At 43.8% G+C, this 18,213-nt stretch carries 15 protein-coding genes; 1 reads left to right on the top strand and 14 read right to left on the bottom strand.

Features of this window, described 5'->3' with window-relative positions:
* Window positions 1-2 precede the first annotated feature (2 nt).
* The 4 genes from glmM to rlmE all read right to left on the bottom strand — a co-directional run bounded on the left by glmM (window position 3) and on the right by rlmE (window position 4,940).
* Window positions 3-1,340, bottom strand: a complete 1,338-nt coding sequence (gene glmM / locus L2703_RS01910; RefSeq protein WP_248969466.1) for a phosphoglucosamine mutase — start codon at window positions 1,338-1,340, stop codon at window positions 3-5.
* A gap of 72 nt (window positions 1,341-1,412) precedes the next feature.
* Window positions 1,413-2,192 (bottom strand): dihydropteroate synthase, encoded by a 780-nt coding sequence (gene folP, locus L2703_RS01905; RefSeq protein ID WP_283107776.1) that lies wholly within the window; start codon window positions 2,190-2,192, stop codon window positions 1,413-1,415.
* A 123-nt stretch (window positions 2,193-2,315) separates the two neighbouring features.
* Window positions 2,316-4,265 carry an ATP-dependent zinc metalloprotease FtsH gene (ftsH, locus tag L2703_RS01900; RefSeq protein WP_248969464.1) on the bottom strand — a complete coding sequence of 650 codons (1,950 nt, stop codon included), beginning with the start codon at window positions 4,263-4,265 and terminating at the stop codon, window positions 2,316-2,318.
* A gap of 45 nt (window positions 4,266-4,310) precedes the next feature.
* Window positions 4,311-4,940 (bottom strand): 23S rRNA (uridine(2552)-2'-O)-methyltransferase RlmE, encoded by a 630-nt coding sequence (gene rlmE, locus L2703_RS01895; protein ID WP_248969463.1) that lies wholly within the window; start codon window positions 4,938-4,940, stop codon window positions 4,311-4,313.
* Window positions 4,941-5,030: 90 nt separating this feature from the next.
* Between rlmE and yhbY the strand changes: the two genes are divergently transcribed.
* Complete coding sequence (yhbY, locus tag L2703_RS01890; RefSeq protein WP_160055271.1) at window positions 5,031-5,333, top strand: ribosome assembly RNA-binding protein YhbY; 303 nt, start codon at window positions 5,031-5,033, stop codon at window positions 5,331-5,333.
* Between the two features lie 70 nt (window positions 5,334-5,403).
* Here yhbY and secF read toward each other — a convergent pair whose 3' ends face one another.
* The 10 genes from secF to L2703_RS01840 all read right to left on the bottom strand — a co-directional run bounded on the left by secF (window position 5,404) and on the right by L2703_RS01840 (window position 18,086).
* Entirely contained in the window at window positions 5,404-6,327 is a 924-nt protein-coding gene (gene secF / locus L2703_RS01885) for a protein translocase subunit SecF (RefSeq protein WP_248969462.1), read from the bottom strand.
* A 4-nt stretch (window positions 6,328-6,331) separates the two neighbouring features.
* On the bottom strand, window positions 6,332-8,155 hold the full coding sequence (gene secD, locus L2703_RS01880) for a protein translocase subunit SecD (protein ID WP_248969461.1): 1,824 nt from the start codon (window positions 8,153-8,155) through the stop codon (window positions 6,332-6,334).
* Window positions 8,156-8,290: 135 nt separating this feature from the next.
* Window positions 8,291-8,695 (bottom strand): hypothetical protein, encoded by a 405-nt coding sequence (locus L2703_RS01875; RefSeq protein WP_248969460.1) that lies wholly within the window; start codon window positions 8,693-8,695, stop codon window positions 8,291-8,293.
* Window positions 8,696-9,076: 381 nt separating this feature from the next.
* Window positions 9,077-9,553 carry a transcription elongation factor GreA gene (gene greA, locus L2703_RS01870; RefSeq protein ID WP_248969459.1) on the bottom strand — a complete coding sequence of 159 codons (477 nt, stop codon included), beginning with the start codon at window positions 9,551-9,553 and terminating at the stop codon, window positions 9,077-9,079.
* Window positions 9,554-9,781: 228 nt separating this feature from the next.
* Window positions 9,782-13,003: a carbamoyl-phosphate synthase large subunit gene (carB, locus tag L2703_RS01865; RefSeq protein WP_248969458.1), complete on the bottom strand. Its 3,222-nt coding sequence runs from the start codon at window positions 13,001-13,003 to the stop codon at window positions 9,782-9,784.
* A gap of 22 nt (window positions 13,004-13,025) precedes the next feature.
* A complete protein-coding gene (carA, locus tag L2703_RS01860; RefSeq protein ID WP_248969707.1) occupies window positions 13,026-14,183 on the bottom strand; it encodes a glutamine-hydrolyzing carbamoyl-phosphate synthase small subunit in 1,158 nt (385 codons plus the stop codon).
* A 173-nt stretch (window positions 14,184-14,356) separates the two neighbouring features.
* A complete protein-coding gene (dapB, locus tag L2703_RS01855) occupies window positions 14,357-15,169 on the bottom strand; it encodes a 4-hydroxy-tetrahydrodipicolinate reductase (RefSeq protein ID WP_248969457.1) in 813 nt (270 codons plus the stop codon).
* 73 nt (window positions 15,170-15,242) lie between these two features.
* Window positions 15,243-15,860 (bottom strand): BamJ family beta-barrel-assembly machinery protein, encoded by a 618-nt coding sequence (gene bamJ / locus L2703_RS01850; protein WP_248969456.1) that lies wholly within the window; start codon window positions 15,858-15,860, stop codon window positions 15,243-15,245.
* An 81-nt stretch (window positions 15,861-15,941) separates the two neighbouring features.
* Window positions 15,942-16,748, bottom strand: coding sequence for a M48 family metallopeptidase (locus L2703_RS01845; RefSeq protein ID WP_248969455.1), 807 nt, complete (start codon window positions 16,746-16,748; stop codon window positions 15,942-15,944).
* Between the two features lie 105 nt (window positions 16,749-16,853).
* Window positions 16,854-18,086 carry a DEAD/DEAH box helicase gene (locus L2703_RS01840; protein ID WP_248969454.1) on the bottom strand — a complete coding sequence of 411 codons (1,233 nt, stop codon included), beginning with the start codon at window positions 18,084-18,086 and terminating at the stop codon, window positions 16,854-16,856.
* Window positions 18,087-18,213 lie beyond the last annotated feature (127 nt).

Here is an 18,213-nt window from a genome sequence, read left to right as displayed (position 1 = left end):
AATTAACATGCTGCTTTTACCGCCTCAGCAATGCTATTTGCGTGCGCAAGCACTTGTGAATGATCATCTCCTTCGACCATCACTCTAATTAACGGTTCAGTACCTGACTTGCGAAGTAATACTCGTCCGCGAGCCCCTAATTGCGCTTCTACCTCTTTTTGTGCCAATTTAACAACCTCAAGATCCAATGGGTTGTTTTGGCCTTCAAAACGTACGTTAACAAGCACCTGGGGTAACATTTTCATCGGCTCAGTCAATTGCTCTAACGATGAATCTTGTCTTCTCATTGCAGCAAGCACCAAAATACCAGCAACAATACCATCGCCAGTTGTCCCATGATCGAGATTTAGAATGTGGCCAGAATTTTCACCACCAATGCGCCAGTCATGCTGTTTAAGCATTTCCATCACATATCGGTCACCCACATTTGAACGAACAAATGGAATATCAAGTGCTTGTAATGCTAATTCTAACCCTAAGTTAGACATTAGGGTACCCACAACACCGCCTTTTAAGATACCACGTTTTTGTGCATCTACCGCCAGAATATATAATATTTGGTCGCCATCGATAACCTCGCCACGACGATTTACCATCATAATGCGATCGCCATCACCATCCAAGGCAATGCCTAAATCTGCTTTTTCGGCTAGTACCGTCTCGCAAATTTTGGCCATTGAAGTCGCGCCAACTTTATCATTGATATTCAGACCGTTAGGTTTATCGCCAATTGAGACGACTTCAGCACCGAGCTCTCTAAATACATTAGGTGCGATATGGTAAGTTGCGCCGTGGGCACAATCGACCACAATTTTTAAACCTTCAAGAGTATGCTCTGCGGGGAAATTGCCTTTGCAGTATTCAATATAACGCCCTGCAGCATCATCTATTCGACGGGCTTTACCCAGTAAATGTGATTCGACACATACGAGGGGTTTTTCAAGTTCCGCTTCAATCTCAAGTTCAATAGCATCGTCTAACTTGCTGCCATTAGTCGAAAAGAACTTAATTCCATTGTCGTAATAAGGATTATGGGACGCACTAATGACCACACCAGCTTCAGCTCTAAAAGTTCTGGTTAAATAAGCCACCGCCGGAGTAGGCATAGGTCCAAGCAGGAGCACATTAAGCCCAGCAGCTGAAAGCCCTGCTTCAAGCGCTGATTCAAATAGGTAACCAGAAATACGCGTGTCCTTGCCAATAATCACTTTTTGAGTCCCGTTTCGAGACAATACTCGCCCGGCTGCCCAACCTAATTTTAATGCCAGCTCTGGGGTCATCTTACCGTCACCCACCTTACCGCGAATGCCGTCTGTTCCAAAAAATTGTCTTTGTTTCACAGGTCCCCACTTAAGTGATTCACTTTGTTAATACTTGATTTAATAACATGGCTTACATTAGGGTATTTTTGATTATAAGTACGCCATGGTTTCTGACATTACTTTGAGCACATCGTGAGTTTCCACCACATCATGCACTCTAATAATGTGCGCACCTTGTTGTGCCGCGATTAATGCGCCAGCTAAACTGCCAGCTAGACGCTGGTCTGTATCTCGTCCTAGCAGATTACCAATCATACTCTTGCGTGATAAGCCAACTAAAACGGGCAAATGAAATTCATGCAACTTTGGCAGCATGGCCAATAATCGGTAATTATGCGCTAAAGTTTTCCCAAAGCCAAAACCTGGATCAAGAATTAAGCGCTCACGCTTAATGCCAGCGGCTTCACAATAGGCGATACGCAACTCGAAAAAGGCGGCAACTTCATCGACAACATCGTCATAAATAGGGGCATTTTGCATTGTCTGCGGATCGCCTTGCATGTGCATTAAACAAATAGGCACATCGAGCGAGGCGGCCATCGCTAACGCGCCAGGTGCTTGCAAAGCCCTCACATCATTAATCATGTTTGCACCAGCATTAACCGCAGCTTCCATTACTTGTGGCTTGCTGGTATCGATAGAAATCCATACATTGTGTTTTTTAGCTGTGTATTCAATAATCGGGATTACACGCTCAAGCTCTTGTTCAACACTCACTTCAGTTGCACCGGGGCGAGTTGACTCACCTCCCACATCAATAATTAACGCGCCTTGCTTAACCATGTTATCTACATGACGGCAAGCTTGTTCAAATTGAGCATAATCACCTCCATCAGAGAACGAATCTGGAGTGACATTGACAATCCCCATCACCACTGGTGCTGACAAATCGAGAGTTTTACTGGCATGAGTTAATTGAAACACACGTAACTTCCTACTTTAGATTAAAAACAAGAAAACCCCTTTCGGGGTTTTCTGTATTAACAAGAATATTTATTTAGCAGGTGATTCATCTGCATTATTAATATCTGTTTTAGTCGCCTCTTCTGGTTTTTCGTCTTCAACTTTAGGCGCGCTATTTCCGCCGCCCTTATCGTCAGTCGAATCATCTACTTGCCAGTCGGCAGGTTGACGCACTTCACGGCGATTCATTAAATCATCGATTTGTAGAGAATCAATCGTTTCGTACTTCATTAGGGCATCTTTCATCGCATGCAAAATATCCATATTTTCTGTCAACATGGTTTGTGCACGTTGATAGTTTTTATCGATAAACATTTTGATTTCAGAATCAATTAATGCAGCGGTGTCACCCGACATTGCTTTAGACTTACCCATGCTGCGTCCTAAGAAAACTTCGTTTTCTTCTTCGGCATACAATAGTGGACCTAACTTGTCAGAGAAACCCCATTGAGTAACCATGTTTCGTGCAATAGATGTCGCGTATTTAATATCTTGCGACGCACCAGTAGACACTTTTTCACTGCCGTAAATAAGTTCTTCAGCTAAACGACCGCCATAAGCCACAGAAATTTGCGACTCAAGTTTACGACGGCTTTGGCTGATGGCATCGGCTTCTGGTAAGAAGAACGTCACACCCAACGCACGGCCACGAGGAATAATGGTTACCTTGTGCACAGGATCATGCTCTGGCACTAAGCATCCAACAATTGCGTGTCCAGCTTCATGGTATGCAGTCATTTCTTTTTCAGACTCTGACATCACCATCGAGCGGCGTTCAGCACCCATCATAATCTTGTCTTTAGCACGCTCAAACTCTTCCATGCCTACAACACGACGGTTGCCACGTGCAGCAAATAGTGCCGCTTCGTTAACTAAGTTAGCTAAGTCCGCACCTGAGAACCCAGGCGTACCGCGAGCAATAACACTGGCTTTGACATCGTCAGATAATGGCACTTTACGCATGTGCACTTTTAAAATCTGTTCACGACCACGTACATCTGGTAAGCCAACAACCACTTGACGGTCAAAACGACCTGGACGAAGTAGTGCTGAGTCCAAAACATCAGGACGGTTAGTCGCTGCAATAACGATAATACCTTCATTACCTTCAAAGCCATCCATTTCAACCAACATCTGGTTTAATGTCTGCTCACGTTCGTCATGACCACCACCAACACCGGCACCACGTTGGCGACCTACAGCGTCAATTTCGTCAATAAAGATGATACAAGGCGCTGATTTTTTAGCTTGTTCAAACATGTCACGCACACGAGATGCACCAACACCGACAAACATTTCAACGAAATCAGAACCAGAAATAGTAAAGAAAGGTACTTTTGACTCACCGGCAATGGCTTTGGCAAGTAATGTCTTACCCGTACCTGGTGGCCCCACCATTAGTACGCCAGTAGGAATTCGGCCGCCTAATTTTTGGAACTTAGTGGGATCGCGTAAGTAATCAACCAGTTCTTTTACTTCTTCTTTAGCTTCATCACAACCCGCTACATCTGCAAAGGTGGTTTTAATTTGATCTTCGCTCATCAGTTTGGCTTTACTCTTACCAAACGACATTGCACCTTTACCGCCACCGCCTTGCATTTGTCGCATGAAGAAAATCCATACGCCAATGAGCAGCAACATCGGGAACCACGAAATAAAAATTTGGGTTAAGAAGCTAGACTCTTCTGCTTCCTGGCCTTTCATGGTGATGCCTTTACGGTCAAGATCATTAATTAAATCTTGATCATACATAGGCATAATCGTGGTGAACTTCTCGCCGGTACGTTTTGTCCCTTCAATCGTTCTTTGGTCGCTTTTAATTTCGACCGTGTTAATTTGACCATTTCGGACATTGTCCAAAAAGGCGGAGTAATCCATCTTCTGCGAATTCGAAGAAGAGGGGGAATAACCCTGAAACACTGACATCAACACAACAGCGATGACAACCCAGAGTATTAAATTTTTTGCCATGTCACTCAAATTACTAGACCTCTTAACAGTCCTGCGATTATTAACGTTAGACTACTACAACTTGTAACCAGTCGCCACTAGATAGACTTCTCGAGAGCGCGCTCTAGAGGAGTCTGGTTTTCGGGTTTTCACTACTTTGAATGCCTCTTTAACTGTTTTCATGTACTCGTCAAAGCCCTCCCCCTGAAAGACTTTAACCGCAAAACAGCCGTTAGGCGCCAACACTTGATGACACATATCTAGTGCTAATTCCACTAGGTACATGGCTCGAGGTTGGTCTACAGCATCCGAACCACTCATGTTCGGTGCCATATCCGATAGTACCACATCCACTTTATCTTGCCCTACTCGGTCAAGCAATGCTTGTAATACTTTGTCTTCTCTAAAATCACCTTGCAGAAAATCAACGCCGACAATCGGATCCATTGGTAAAATGTCACAGGCTATCACTTTACCTTTTTCGCCGGCTAATTTAACGGCAACTTGCGACCAACCACCTGGCGCAGCGCCAAGGTCAACCACTGTCATGCCGGTTTTAATCAAATGATCTTTTTGTTGGATCTCTTCTAACTTAAAAGCAGCACGTGAGCGTAACCCCCGTTTTTGCGCCAATTTCACGTAGTGATCATCAAAGTGTTCTTGCATCCAACGAGTCGAACTCGCGGTACGTTTTTTACTTACCATTTAAATTCCGCAACGATTCAGAGTTACATAAGCCTTATATAAGGGTAGAATACTCGTTTTTCAACAGTAACTCAGCAAAAGTTGGTACAAATGAACTTAACAACCAAACAAAAACAGCATTTAAAAGGTCTGGCGCACAGTCTAAAGCCAGTGGTGCTGCTTGGTGGCAACGGACTGACTGAAGGTGTTCTGGCTGAAATTGATAGCGCTCTTACTCATCATGAATTGATTAAAGTGAAAGTAGCCTCTGCAGACAGAGAGCTTAAAAATGCCATCGTTGACGCCATAATACGTGAAACCCAGTCTGCGAAAGTGCAACTTATTGGCCATGTATTAGTCATCTTCCGTCATTCACCTGAAATGAAGATTGCTTTACCTAAAGCAAAAAAATAGTAAATCATTCGCGATTAAAAAGCCGCTGAAATCAGCGGCTTTTTTAATAAAAAAGATTAACTAAATATGTCTAAGGGGTATCAGTTAACGGCACAACAAGGTAATGCTCCGCCTTTAATCCTAAAAACTCAGGTAAGGTTGCACCTACCGATATCGATGACCAAGTCCCCGTTAAAATCCCAATGAACATGGCGATTGAAAAACCTTCTAACGGTGCCCCGCCCATCACCCAAAGGGCAACCACAGTAAGTAACGTGGTACCAGATGTCACCATAGTACGAGAAAAAGTAGATTTTACCGCTAAATTATTAATATCTGTAGTATTCCATTGTGGCTTTGCCACTAACTGCTCGCGCACTCTGTCGGCAATAATAATAGAGTCATTCAGCGAGTAACCTAGTATCGCCAAAATGGCGGCAAGCACGGTTAAATTAAATTCCATTTGGCTCAGTGAAAAAAATGCCAACACAAACACCACATCGTGCACTAACGCAAACAACGCCCCTGACGCTAGGCGCCATTCAAAACGAAAACTTAAATACCCCATAATACAGAGCATTGCCACCAGTAACGCTAATCCACCTTGCTCTACTAGCTCTTGGCCAACCTGCGGCCCAACAATGCTACTGTTAAGCACGCTAATATCGCTGTTTAATGGCGCTAACACTGTGTGCAATTGTGGACGCTGGGCTTCGTCAGGAATATTGGCATAACGTAACACCCATCGCCCTGGCTCACTGGCCGAGATCACACTCACTTCTTGCTGGTAAGCAGCATTTATTAAAGGTTGAATTTCGCTCGCGGTAATTCGCTTATCTATTTGAATTTCGGTAACCACTCCACCGGTAAAATCTAACCCCCAGTTAAATCCTTTTACACCGATAACCGTTAACGATAGCAACATAAATACGATTGATATTAAACTGGATGCATAACGCCATTTGGTTAAATAACCTAATGCTTGCGATGAATTATTTATTGTTTTTACATTCATTGTGTTACACCTTAATCGCGCGACGAGTTTCACGGCCATACACTAAATTAATGATTGCTCTAGACGCAAAAATACCGGTAAACATACTGGTTAATAACCCTAAGCCAAGCGTTAATGCAAAGCCTTGAATAGGTCCATTACCAATTGAAAACAACACTACAGCAGTAATCATTGTGGTAAAGTTTGCATCGATAATGGTTGAAAAAGCACTGTCAAAACCCACATCAATAGCACTAGCAAAGCTGCGTCCTTCTGCTAACTTATCTTTAATACGTTCAAAAATAAGTACGTTAGTATCAACAGCCATACCCACAGTAAGCACTAAACCCGCAATGCCAGGTAAGGTCAAAACGGCGCCAGGGATCAATGCTAATAAACCAAACAACATCACCATATTGGCAATCAAAGCCACGTTTGCAACCCAACCTAAACGACGATACCAACAGGCCATAAATAACAAGGTTACCGCCATTCCCAAAGCCAAGGCGGCAAAGCCATTGACAATATTTTCAGCGCCTAAACTTGGACCAATGGTGCGCTCCTCTACTATTGTGACTGGCGCAGTCATTGAACCTGCACGAAGTAATAACGCTAATTGCTGTGCTTCTTGGTGTGTGCCAGCCCCAGTGATTTCAAATTTACTGCCTAATTGACTTTGAATAGTCGCGACACTGATGATTTTAGTACTTTGCTGCGCCTGACCTTTTTCATTACGGCTATATTCGCTAAATGCTGTCGCCATGGGTTTGCCAATATTGTCGCGAGAAAAATCCGACATGAGCTTACCACCGCCAGTATCTAAACTGATGTTGACTTTTGACATACCAAAATCCCCAATAGCAGCACGAGCATCAACAATATGATCGCCACCTAACACAGGTTTACGTGCAACATAAACTGGTTGACCTTGTTCGTCCTTGAGCACCATGGCATTAACGGAACCCGTTTCGAGTACCGGATAAAACGCTAAGCTTGCGGTGGCACCAATGACATTTTTTGCGCTGGCGGGATCTTGCACCCCAGGTAGCTCAATGCGAATGCGGTTTTCACCTTGGCGTTGCACTAAGGCTTCCGTAATACCCAGCTCTTCAATCCTGCTGCGCATAATTTGTAAGTTTTGTTGTACGGTAAGATTAGTTAGCTTGACCTGCTCACTTTCACTTAACGAGACAATCAGAGTGTCTTGACGTCCTACGACCTGCCATAAAGGATATTGCTGGGTAATAAATTGTCTTATTTTCCCTCTTGCCTCTGGTTGTGCTGCTTCAATATTTACTTCAGCGCCGTCACCTTGACGAACCATCACAGCGCTAATATGTTCTTGCCGCACAAATTGTTTTACCGAATCGCTGACCATCAGCGCCTGATTGGTGAACACCAAATCCAGATCAACATCAAGCAAAAATTGTACTCCGCCTCGTAAATCTAAACCCAATTTGATGGGGGCAAACCCCATGTTTAATAACCAATTTGGCGCAGCGGGTGCCAGTACCAATGTGACCTGTACATCCTCTGCAAAGGCTTGGGATAACACGTTTTTAGCAAGGGTTTGCTGATCAGCTTGCTGTAACACCACCAAGGTGTTTTGCCTCTGTTGATCAATCCGCTTGGTATGAATCCCGGCTTGATTTAACAACTGGTACACTTGTTCTGACGATAAGCTAGTCGGTTTTTTGCTCGATAACTGCAGGGCAGCATCTTCGCCATACCAAGACGGCAAAGCACTTAAAAACAGTATAATTAAGGTGACGACCAGCACCCAGTATTTCCACTGGGCATATTTGTTGAGTTGCTTATTTAACGGTTTATTGTTTGATAGTAATGTCATAACACTTGCTCTCACTAACCGTGCCCAAGGACACGATAACAATGCATAGCGAACGATAAAGTCGTAAAGCCATTATCGGTTCACAATCAAATCCATTAGCCTAGCTAATAGAATGGGGAGTCAAACAAGTGCGTTTTAGCAGGTGTGCGAATGTACGAAAAGTTGGTTGGATTCTTTCCAGGCAGAAATACGAGAAGGACCAGATGCCGCTGTTAACACCCAGTCTAATTGCGGACTAAAATTGATTTGATAGCCAATTTGTAAAATCGGAATTGGTGGAGAAACAAACTCAAAAGCAAATACATAACGAGGATTGACCTCATCAGGCTGATGCTGAGCAAGGTTAATGTAGCGTGCTGAGTATGTCGGTACATAATGGATGTCATTGGAGTTGGGTTGCGGCTTACTACCTGAGCTAACACTGTCAGAACCAACAAAGCCTAATAAGGTGGTATTGACATCAATGACACCTGAATAAATCACATCGGAAATGATAAAGGTATCGATATTAGATAACGGGCTGAGCGTCGCTGAAGACATATCACAATCAGCCTCATCGTGTGATGATAAAGCCACACAATCATTGTATGACACGCTATTGACTGGTGTAAAATTCAGTTGAGTAGTGGGCAGCATAGATAAATGACTGTTAATAAGGAAGAGTGAACTCAACCCCATTATCAGCAACATCAATAATATTCTAGCCCAAGGAAATGTCATTTATACCTTAACGCATTAATGCAGACATACATGCTTATCCGTTATTCGCCAATTAAAGCCAATAGCAGACAAGAAACCGACTTGATAGTAATGATATGCTCATTAATAGGCAAATGAATTCCTGTACATCTCAAAACAAAAAACACTTACTGCATGCAGTAAGTGTTTTCATTATGCCATCAAGGCCACTGGCAAAATAAACTAGATATATTGTACAGATACGATTTCGTAATCGGTTAACCCGCCCGGTGTGGTGATCGAGACTTCATCGCCTTCGCTTTTACCTATTAAACCACGCGCGATAGGTGAATTTACTGATATTAAATTGCGCTTAATATCAGCCTCATCATCACCCACAATACGATACGTCATTTCAGCATCGGTATCGATATTCAAAATAGTCACTGTTGTGCCAAAAATAACCCGGCCAGTATTTTCCATTGTTTTCACGTCGATGATTTGCGCATTTGACAATTTGCCTTCAATGTCACGAATACGCGCTTCACAAATACCTTGTTCTTCACGGGCGGCGTGATATTCAGCATTTTCTTTTAAATCGCCTAATTCACGAGCTGAGGCAATGGCTTCAGTGATTTTTGGACGGCGATCAAACTTTAAAATTTCTAACTCTTTACGCAGTTGATCCGCACCAACTACTGTCATTGGAACCTTGTTCATAATGTCTTTGTCTCCTTTAAAAACAAAAGCATCCCGTGTTAGCTAATGCCAACACAGTGAAAATTTTTTTGGAAATACGCAATCGAGTATGGCTGCGTCTTTGGGATGCATCTCTTCGATGATTGCAGACAGCTTACCTAAGCTTTTAACGACTTGCTAGTGCTCCATCATCAAAATGTCATAAAAAAGGTCGCCTTGTGGCGACCTTTTAATAAGACGGTAAGGTGATTAACCCACAATACGCTTGTGAAGCTCTTGCACCGAATTAACCTTAACACGGTCATCTGCCGCATGTGCAAGACAAGTTGCAAACGCTGCGTTGAGTGTAGTGGTGTAATTCACTTTATAACGCAATGCACCACGGCGAATTTGACGTGAGTCTTCAATCGCTTGACGACCTTCAGTAGTATTCACAATATAAGTGTATTCGCCATTTTTGATGCGGTCCAAAATGTGTGGACGACCTTCATGGACTTTATTCACTAAGCGAGGATTAATCCCTGCTTCGCCTAAAATAACTGCTGTACCGTGAGTAGCATCGATTTCATAACCTAACTCAATCAGTTTAGCGGCTAAAGCTGCAACACGTTTTTTATCACTGTTACGTACAGATATCAGTGCACGGCCTGATTTTGGCACTTCAGATGTGGCACCAAGTTGTGCTTTTGCATAGGCCTCAGCAAAGGTGTCACCTACGCCCATCACTTCACCCGTAGAGCGCATTTCTGGCCCTAATAGTGGGTCAACACCTGGGAATTTATTAAACGGTAACACCACTTCTTTTACCGAAAAATACGGCGGGATCACTTCTTTGGTAAAGTTTTGCGCTTTTAAACTTTGGCCAGCCATAACTCGTGCTGCAATTTTTGCTAATGGTACGCCAGTGGCTTTTGATACAAAAGGCACGGTACGTGCTGCGCGAGGGTTAACTTCAATCATATAGATTTCGTTATCTTTTACCGCAAACTGCACGTTCATTAAACCAACAACACCAAGTTCAAATGCAAGCTTGGTAACCTGTTCACGCATTGTAGCCTGAATTTCTGCACTTAATGTGTACGGAGGCAATGAACAACCCGAGTCACCTGAGTGAACACCTGCTTGCTCAATGTGTTCCATAATGGCGCCAACCACAACGGTTTCACCATCACACACTGCATCAATATCGACTTCAATTGCATCGTCTAAAAAGTGGTCTAGTAACACTGGTGATGCGTTAGACACCTTAACGGCCTCGTTAAAGTAACGTAGCAAGTCTTGTTGGTCGTATACGATTTCCATCGCACGGCCACCCAATACATAAGATGGACGAACCACTAGCGGGTAACCAATGTTTTCCGCTTCAATCACAGCGCTTTCAACCGTTGTAACGGTCGCATTTTGTGGCTGCTTAAGGTTTAAACGTTGTATTGCTTGTTGGAAACGTTCACGGTCTTCTGCACGGTCAATCGCATCTGGACTTGTACCAATAATAGGTACTCCAGCAGCTTCAAGGGCACGAGCAAGTTTTAGTGGCGTTTGGCCACCGTATTGCACAATGACACCTTTTGGCTTTTCAATGCGCACGATTTCAAGGACGTCTTCTAAGGTTACCGGTTCAAAGTACAAACGGTCAGAGGTGTCGTAATCGGTCGAGACGGTTTCTGGATTACAGTTAACCATAATGGTTTCGTAACCGTCTTCACGCAAAGCTAACGCAGCATGCACACAGCAATAATCAAACTCAATACCCTGACCAATACGGTTTGGACCGCCACCTAGTACCATGATTTTGTCACGGTTAGATGGATTGGCTTCACATTCTTCTTCGTAGGTTGAGTACATGTAAGCGGTGTCTGTTGAAAATTCAGCAGCACAGGTGTCTACACGTTTGTATACTGGGTAAATCTCATAGCGGTGACGTAATTTACGTACTTCAGCATCGCTTACACCTAGCACGTCTGCAAGACGGGCATCGGCAAAGCCTTTACGCTTCAATTTGCGAAGAATGTCTTCGTTTAAACCTGACATACCTAACTCTGCCACTTTGGCTTCGTCAGCAATGAGGTCTTCAATTTGAATCAAGAACCAGTGATCAATATTGGTCAACTTAAAGATTTCATCGCGCGACAGCCCAGCACGGAAAGCATCAGCAATGTACCAAATACGGTCACAGCCTGGCTCTTTAAGCTCAAGACGAATACGCTGTAAGCCTTCGGTAGACTTATAATCAACAATCGAGTCAAAACCATTACGGCTAACTTCAAGACCACGTAGTGCTTTTTGTAATGATTCCTGGAAAGTACGGCCAATGGCCATCACTTCACCAACCGACTTCATTTGAGTGGTTAATCGGTCATTAGCGCCGGCAAACTTTTCAAAATTAAAGCGTGGTACTTTTGTCACAACGTAATCAATGGCAGGCTCAAACGAGGCTGGCGTTTTACCACCGGTAATATCGTTGCTTAGCTCATCTAGCGTAAAGCCAACCGCCAATTTAGCGGCAATTTTTGCAATCGGGAAACCCGTTGCTTTTGAAGCAAGTGCCGATGAACGTGATACGCGTGGGTTCATTTCAATAATGACCATACGGCCAGTATTAGGACAAATACCAAACTGCACGTTTGAACCACCCGTTTCAACACCAATTTCACGTAGTACCGCTAATGAAGCATTACGCATCAACTGGTATTCTTTGTCGGTTAAGGTTTGTGCTGGAGCGACAGTAATCGAGTCACCAGTGTGAACGCCCATTGGGTCAAAGTTTTCGATTGAACACACGATAATACAGTTATCGTTGCGGTCACGAACCACTTCCATTTCGTATTCTTTCCAACCAATTAATGATTCATCAATCAATAATTCGTTAGTTGGTGACAAATCTAAGCCTTGAGAACAAATCTCTTCAAACTCTTCTTTGTTATAAGCAATACCGCCACCGCTACCACCCATGGTGAAAGAAGGACGAATAATACAGGGGAAACCCACCATGTCTAATACGCCGTAAGCTTCTTCCATTGAATGGGCAATACCTGCACGAGGACATTCAAGGCCAATGGCTTTCATTGCTTTGTCAAAACGACTGCGATCTTCTGCTTTATCAATCGCATCAGCAGTCGCACCAATCATTTCAACGTTAAATTCTTTGAGTACGCCCATTTCTTCAAGTTTGAGGGCGCAATTCAATGCCGTTTGACCACCCATGGTTGGCAAAATAGCATCTGGGCGTTCTTTGGCAATAATATTGCGTACCACTTCCCAATGGATCGGCTCGATATAAGTTGCATCGGCCATTTCAGGGTCGGTCATGATAGTTGCGGGGTTAGAGTTAACTAAAATAACTCGGTAGCCTTCTTCGCGAAGGGCTTTACAGGCTTGCGCACCTGAGTAATCAAACTCACACGCCTGACCAATAACAATTGGGCCGGCACCGAGTATAAGAATACTTTTAATATCTGTACGTTTTGGCATTGCGTAGTCTACTCCCAGATAGTTACTTAGCGTGCTGACGGAATTGTTCAATAAGCTCGATAAAATGATCGAACAGTGGCGCGGCATCATTTGGACCAGGACTTGCTTCAGGGTGACCCTGGAAGCTAAATGCTGGTTTATCGGTTAAATGAATACCTTGCAGCGAACCGTCAAATAACGACTTGTGCGTGACCTTAATGTTGGCAGGCAGCGTGGCTTCATCTGCAGCAAAACCGTGGTTTTGGCTGGTGATCATCACGTTGCCTTTTTCAATGTTGCTCACCGGGTGGTTTGCACCGTGGTGGCCAAATTTCATTTTTAAGGTTTTCGCACCCGAGGCCAACGCCAACAATTGATGGCCTAAACAAATACCAAAAACTGGGATTTCGGTTTGTAAAATATGTTGAATGGCTTCAATTGCATAGTCACATGGCTCTGGATCGCCTGGACCATTTGACAAAAACACCCCGTCAGGGTTCATTGCCAGAACTTCTGCAGCAGAGGTTTTTGCAGGCACAACCGTCACATCACAACCACGATCAACTAGCATGCGTAAAATATTACGTTTTACGCCATAGTCATAAGCGACAACTTTGTATTTAAGTTCAGACTCTGGTGTATCTGATGGTAAACCACCTACTAAGGCCCAACTTCCTTTGCGCCATTGGTAAGCTTTATCTGTTGTGACTTCTTTCGCTAAATCCATGCCTTTTAAGCCAGGGAATGCTTTTGCTTCCGCTAGGGCTTTTGCTTCGTCTAGGTCACCCACCATAATACAACCGGCTTGAGCACCTTTTTCACGCAAAATACGAGTTAGTTTGCGAGTATCTATATCCGCTATGCCAACAACATTATTTGCTTTTAAATAATCGCTTAATGATTGTTGATTACGGAAATTACTCGCCATAAGCGGTAAGTCACGAATGATTAAGCCACATGCATGAACCGAATCCGATTCTGTGTCTTCATCATTGGTACCTGTGTTACCGATGTGAGGATAGGTTAATGTTACAATTTGGCGTGAATATGAAGGATCCGTAAGAATCTCTTGGTAACCTGTCATTGAAGTATTAAACACCACTTCACCAACAGAAATACCGGTAGCACCAATTGCTGTGCCAGAGAATACGGTTCCATCTTCGAGTACGAGTAAGGCAGACTGTGTCAACGCGACCTCCAGAAAAGAGCCAAGCCACTGAAATTATGGTTTTTTATTTTGCACTAAGATACCAACTTCCGCTTTATTACGAAATTTTGACAAATTCTGACGATTATATAAGAAATTGGTACTAGCGTCTATATTGAGCCGGATTGTTTTCAAAAAAAAACACCATTAAGTGGTGTTTTTTTGTGTCAATTCAAACCAAGCACTTGTTGCATGTCATACAGACCTGCATTTTGATCCGAAAGCCAATAAGCAGCTCTCATCGCCCCATTAGCAAAGGTCATTCGACTCGATGCTTTATGAGTTATTTCTAACCGTTCGCCTATATCTGCAAACATTGCGGTGTGTTCACCCACAATGTCACCCGCACGAACAGTTGCAAACCCTATGGTGTTGCGATCACGCTCACCGGTAATACCTTCACGGCCATAGACAGCGCATTGCTCCAAGTCACGACCTAAAACATCGGCAATCACCTCACCCATTTTTAAAGCCGTACCTGACGGTGCATCTTTTTTATGGCGGTGATGTGCTTCGATTATTTCGATATCCGTATAATCACCCATAACGTGTGCGGCTAATTCAAGTAGCTTCCACATCACGTTAACACCCACAGACATATTCGGCGCTAACACAACGGGAACCTGCTCAGAGTAAGCATTAATTTGCTCTTTTTGAGCATGATTAAAACCTGTAGTGCCTATCACTATGGCTTTATGGTTTTTGGCGCACCAATCCAGATTAATAATTGAAGACTCTGGTGAGGTAAAATCAATCAATACATCAAAGTCATTAACCACTGAATCAAGTGAGTCAGTGATAACAACATTTAAGGCTCCAACGCCTGCCAGTTCACCAGCATCAACACCCACGAGACTTGAGCCTGTTCGCTCAATGGCCGCGCCCAGCACAATAAGTTCTTGCTGTTTAGCTGACTCTATTAGTGTACGGCCCATACGGCCACTGGCACCTACTACCGCAATTCTCACTTTAGCAGTCATTTACTTCTCCCAGTGTTGACTTAAAATCTGCTTATACAAAAACGCCTAAGTTAACTTAGGCGTTTTTAACAGGTTAGATAATGTCTAACAACTCAACTTCGAAAACCAAAGCCGAGTATGGCGGGATTGAAGCACCCGCGCCACGCTCACCGTAAGCCAGGTGATGCGGAACATATAACTTAAGTTTAGTTCCGACAGGCATTAGCTGTAGTGCTTCTGTCCAGCCAGCAATAACGCCTGATACAGGGAACTCAGCAGGCTGACCACGAGTCACAGAGCTGTCAAACACATCACCATTTAGGAACGTGCCGTGATAGTGAGTGCGAACTGTCGAATCGTATGTTGGCTTTTCGCCGTCACCTTGTACTAATACTTCATACTGTAGACCAGACTCAGTCACAATAACGCCATCACGTTTTGCGTTTTCAGCTAAAAACGCATCACCTTCTGCTGTAGCGGCTGCGGCTGCGGCTTCTTGTGCTTCTTGTAAACGACGGCTGATTTCAGTAAATGCAACTTGAAGCTCTTCCATTGTAACTTGGCTTTCTTTACCGGCAAATGCATCAGCAAGACCAGCTTGAACAGCAGGGATATCAATACCTTCAAAAGAGTTTGCAGCTAGTTGCTCGCCCATCTGACGACCTACACCGTAGCTTGCATGCTGTTCCATAGTGCTGAACAAATCTGACATAATTCAATTTCTCTCAATAATTCATTAAAAATTCGCACGAGAGTTTATCACAATAATCACCTCTCATGTTGGCAAAAAACATTATTTAACTTGAGCAATTTTACACTCAGTCAAAGACTGTTTTCTTGCCTGTGTATAAAGTGGCACGACTTGCTTCTGTGCCGCTTGTAAGTCTTCGATTCTGTGACTGTGTGATGGGTGCGTTGACAGTAATTCAGGCCCTTGTGAACCACCCGCCTTGGCCATATTTTGCCAAAGCGAAATACTTTCGCCAGGATTAAATCCTGCTTTAGCCATTAATTCGAGCCCAACAATATCAGCCTCTGACTCCTGACTGCGCCCAAAAGGCAAAATAATACCCACTTTGGCACCTAACCCTAAGCCTGCCATATATAAATCTTTATTTGCAACACCACTGGCACCTAAGGCTGCATCCGCAACTTGCATACCCAACCCAGTTAATTGGGCACGAGAGACCTGCTCATTACCGTGTTGTGCTAATACGTGGGCAACTTCATGGCCCATAACCGCTGCTAATTGGTCCTGATTTGAGGCCACGTTTAACAATCCAGTGTAAACACCAATATGCCCTCCAGGAAGTGCAAATGCATTAACCTGATCAGACTCGAACAAGACAACATCCCATTTCATTGATTGATCAGGCAATACCGCAACAATGCGTTTTGCCACACAATTGACATAGTCAGTTTGCGCTTTATTTTGACTGATTTTTTCACTTTGCTTCATGGTCTCGAACGACTGAGCCCCCATTTGCTGCATTTGAGCCTCAGAAAACAGCAATGTTTGTCCACGCCCAGTTGGCGACTGGTTATTCACACATCCCGCCAATAACGTTGATAATAGTAAGGTTAGTGCAAGTGGTTTCATTGGATCATCCCTTAATATTCATTGAGTCATACTCAATCCATAATCTGGTTATTTTATACTATTAACAATGGCGTTTGCACTAGTGCAATCAGCGCATTCGCGCCGCTATCGAGCAGGTTTGCGCTGACTAAAATCACTTTTGCTGCGTTTGCTTGCGGTTCGTCGATTGGCTTGTTTATCGCGTGGCGGCCGTTTGCTATTATCACTTAGCGGTTTATCCGTAACGGTAAATCCTGTCAGTTCATTTAAGGGGAGCACCTGAGCGGTTAGGGCTCTGATAGCGTCTAAATAAGCCATTTCGGTATGGCTCACTAACGACACAGCAAGCCCACTTCGCCCAGCACGCGCAGTACGCCCTATGCGATGCACATACACAGACGCCTGTGGTGGTAAGGTCATGTTAATCACCACGGGGAGCGCATTTATATCGATTCCGCGTGCTAATACATCGGTCGCCACAAGGATGTTAAGTTGTTTTGTGTTAAACAACGCCAAGGTTTGACTACGCAGTGCTTGTTCTTTATCGCCATGCAGTGCGGCACAACTTAGCCCTGCTTTACCTAACTTTTTGCATAATCCGTCAGCCTCATCTTTAGCATTAACAAACACCAATACTTGTTGCCATTGGTGTCGTTTAATTAACTGTATTAGTGCCTGAGCTTTGCTGCCTTTATTGACGTGGTAAATCGTCTGAGCAATACCATCTACTGCACTGTTCAGAGCCTGAGCTTCAATGCGCAGACTCTTTGTTGATAATAATTGCGCTGCTAATTCGTTTAATGCCGATGGCATAGTGGCCGAAAATAATAACCGCTGCCCAGCAGGCAGGGCTGTAATGATGGCATTAATGTCATTAATAAAGCCCATATCAAGCAGTCTGTCAGCTTCATCTAACACCATGCAATTAACATGATGACAAGCAATTATGCCTTGTTGAATTAAAGCAAGCAGGCGACCAGGGGTTGCAACAATCACATGGGCGGGCTTGCTTAGTCGCTCCATTTGCAATTCAATGGCTTCTGCGCCGCACACCACATCGACCTGTAAATCTAATGCGCTGGCTAATGGGGTTAAGTTTTGCATCACTTGTGCAGCAAGTTCTCGGGTTGGTACCACAACCACCGCAGAACAACCTAGGTTATGTTGCTGGCTTATACGCTGCAACATTGGTAGACCATAGGCGTAGGTTTTACCGCTACCCGTTTGAGCTAATGCTAATACATCTTGCCCGGACAATATGGCAGGAATAGCCAATTGTTGAATGCGGCTGGGCTGGGTAATGCTTAATGGCAAAGCTTTTAACAAGCTATCATTAAGTGACAATTGAGAAAATAACATGGATAACACCTAGGGTCTGTTGATCTTTGCTGGTTGAATTTTGTTCGAGTTAAAAACGTGTTAATCGAGGCGAATGGATTGAAGCCTAGCCACCTAAGCAAAATCTATTCAACAAAGAGTAAAACGT

Source organism: Shewanella basaltis (assembly GCF_023283885.1).
GTDB lineage: Bacteria > Pseudomonadota > Gammaproteobacteria > Enterobacterales > Shewanellaceae > Shewanella > Shewanella basaltis.
Note: the sequence above shows the minus strand (reverse complement) of the source record. Positions and strands in the feature narration are given on the sequence as shown.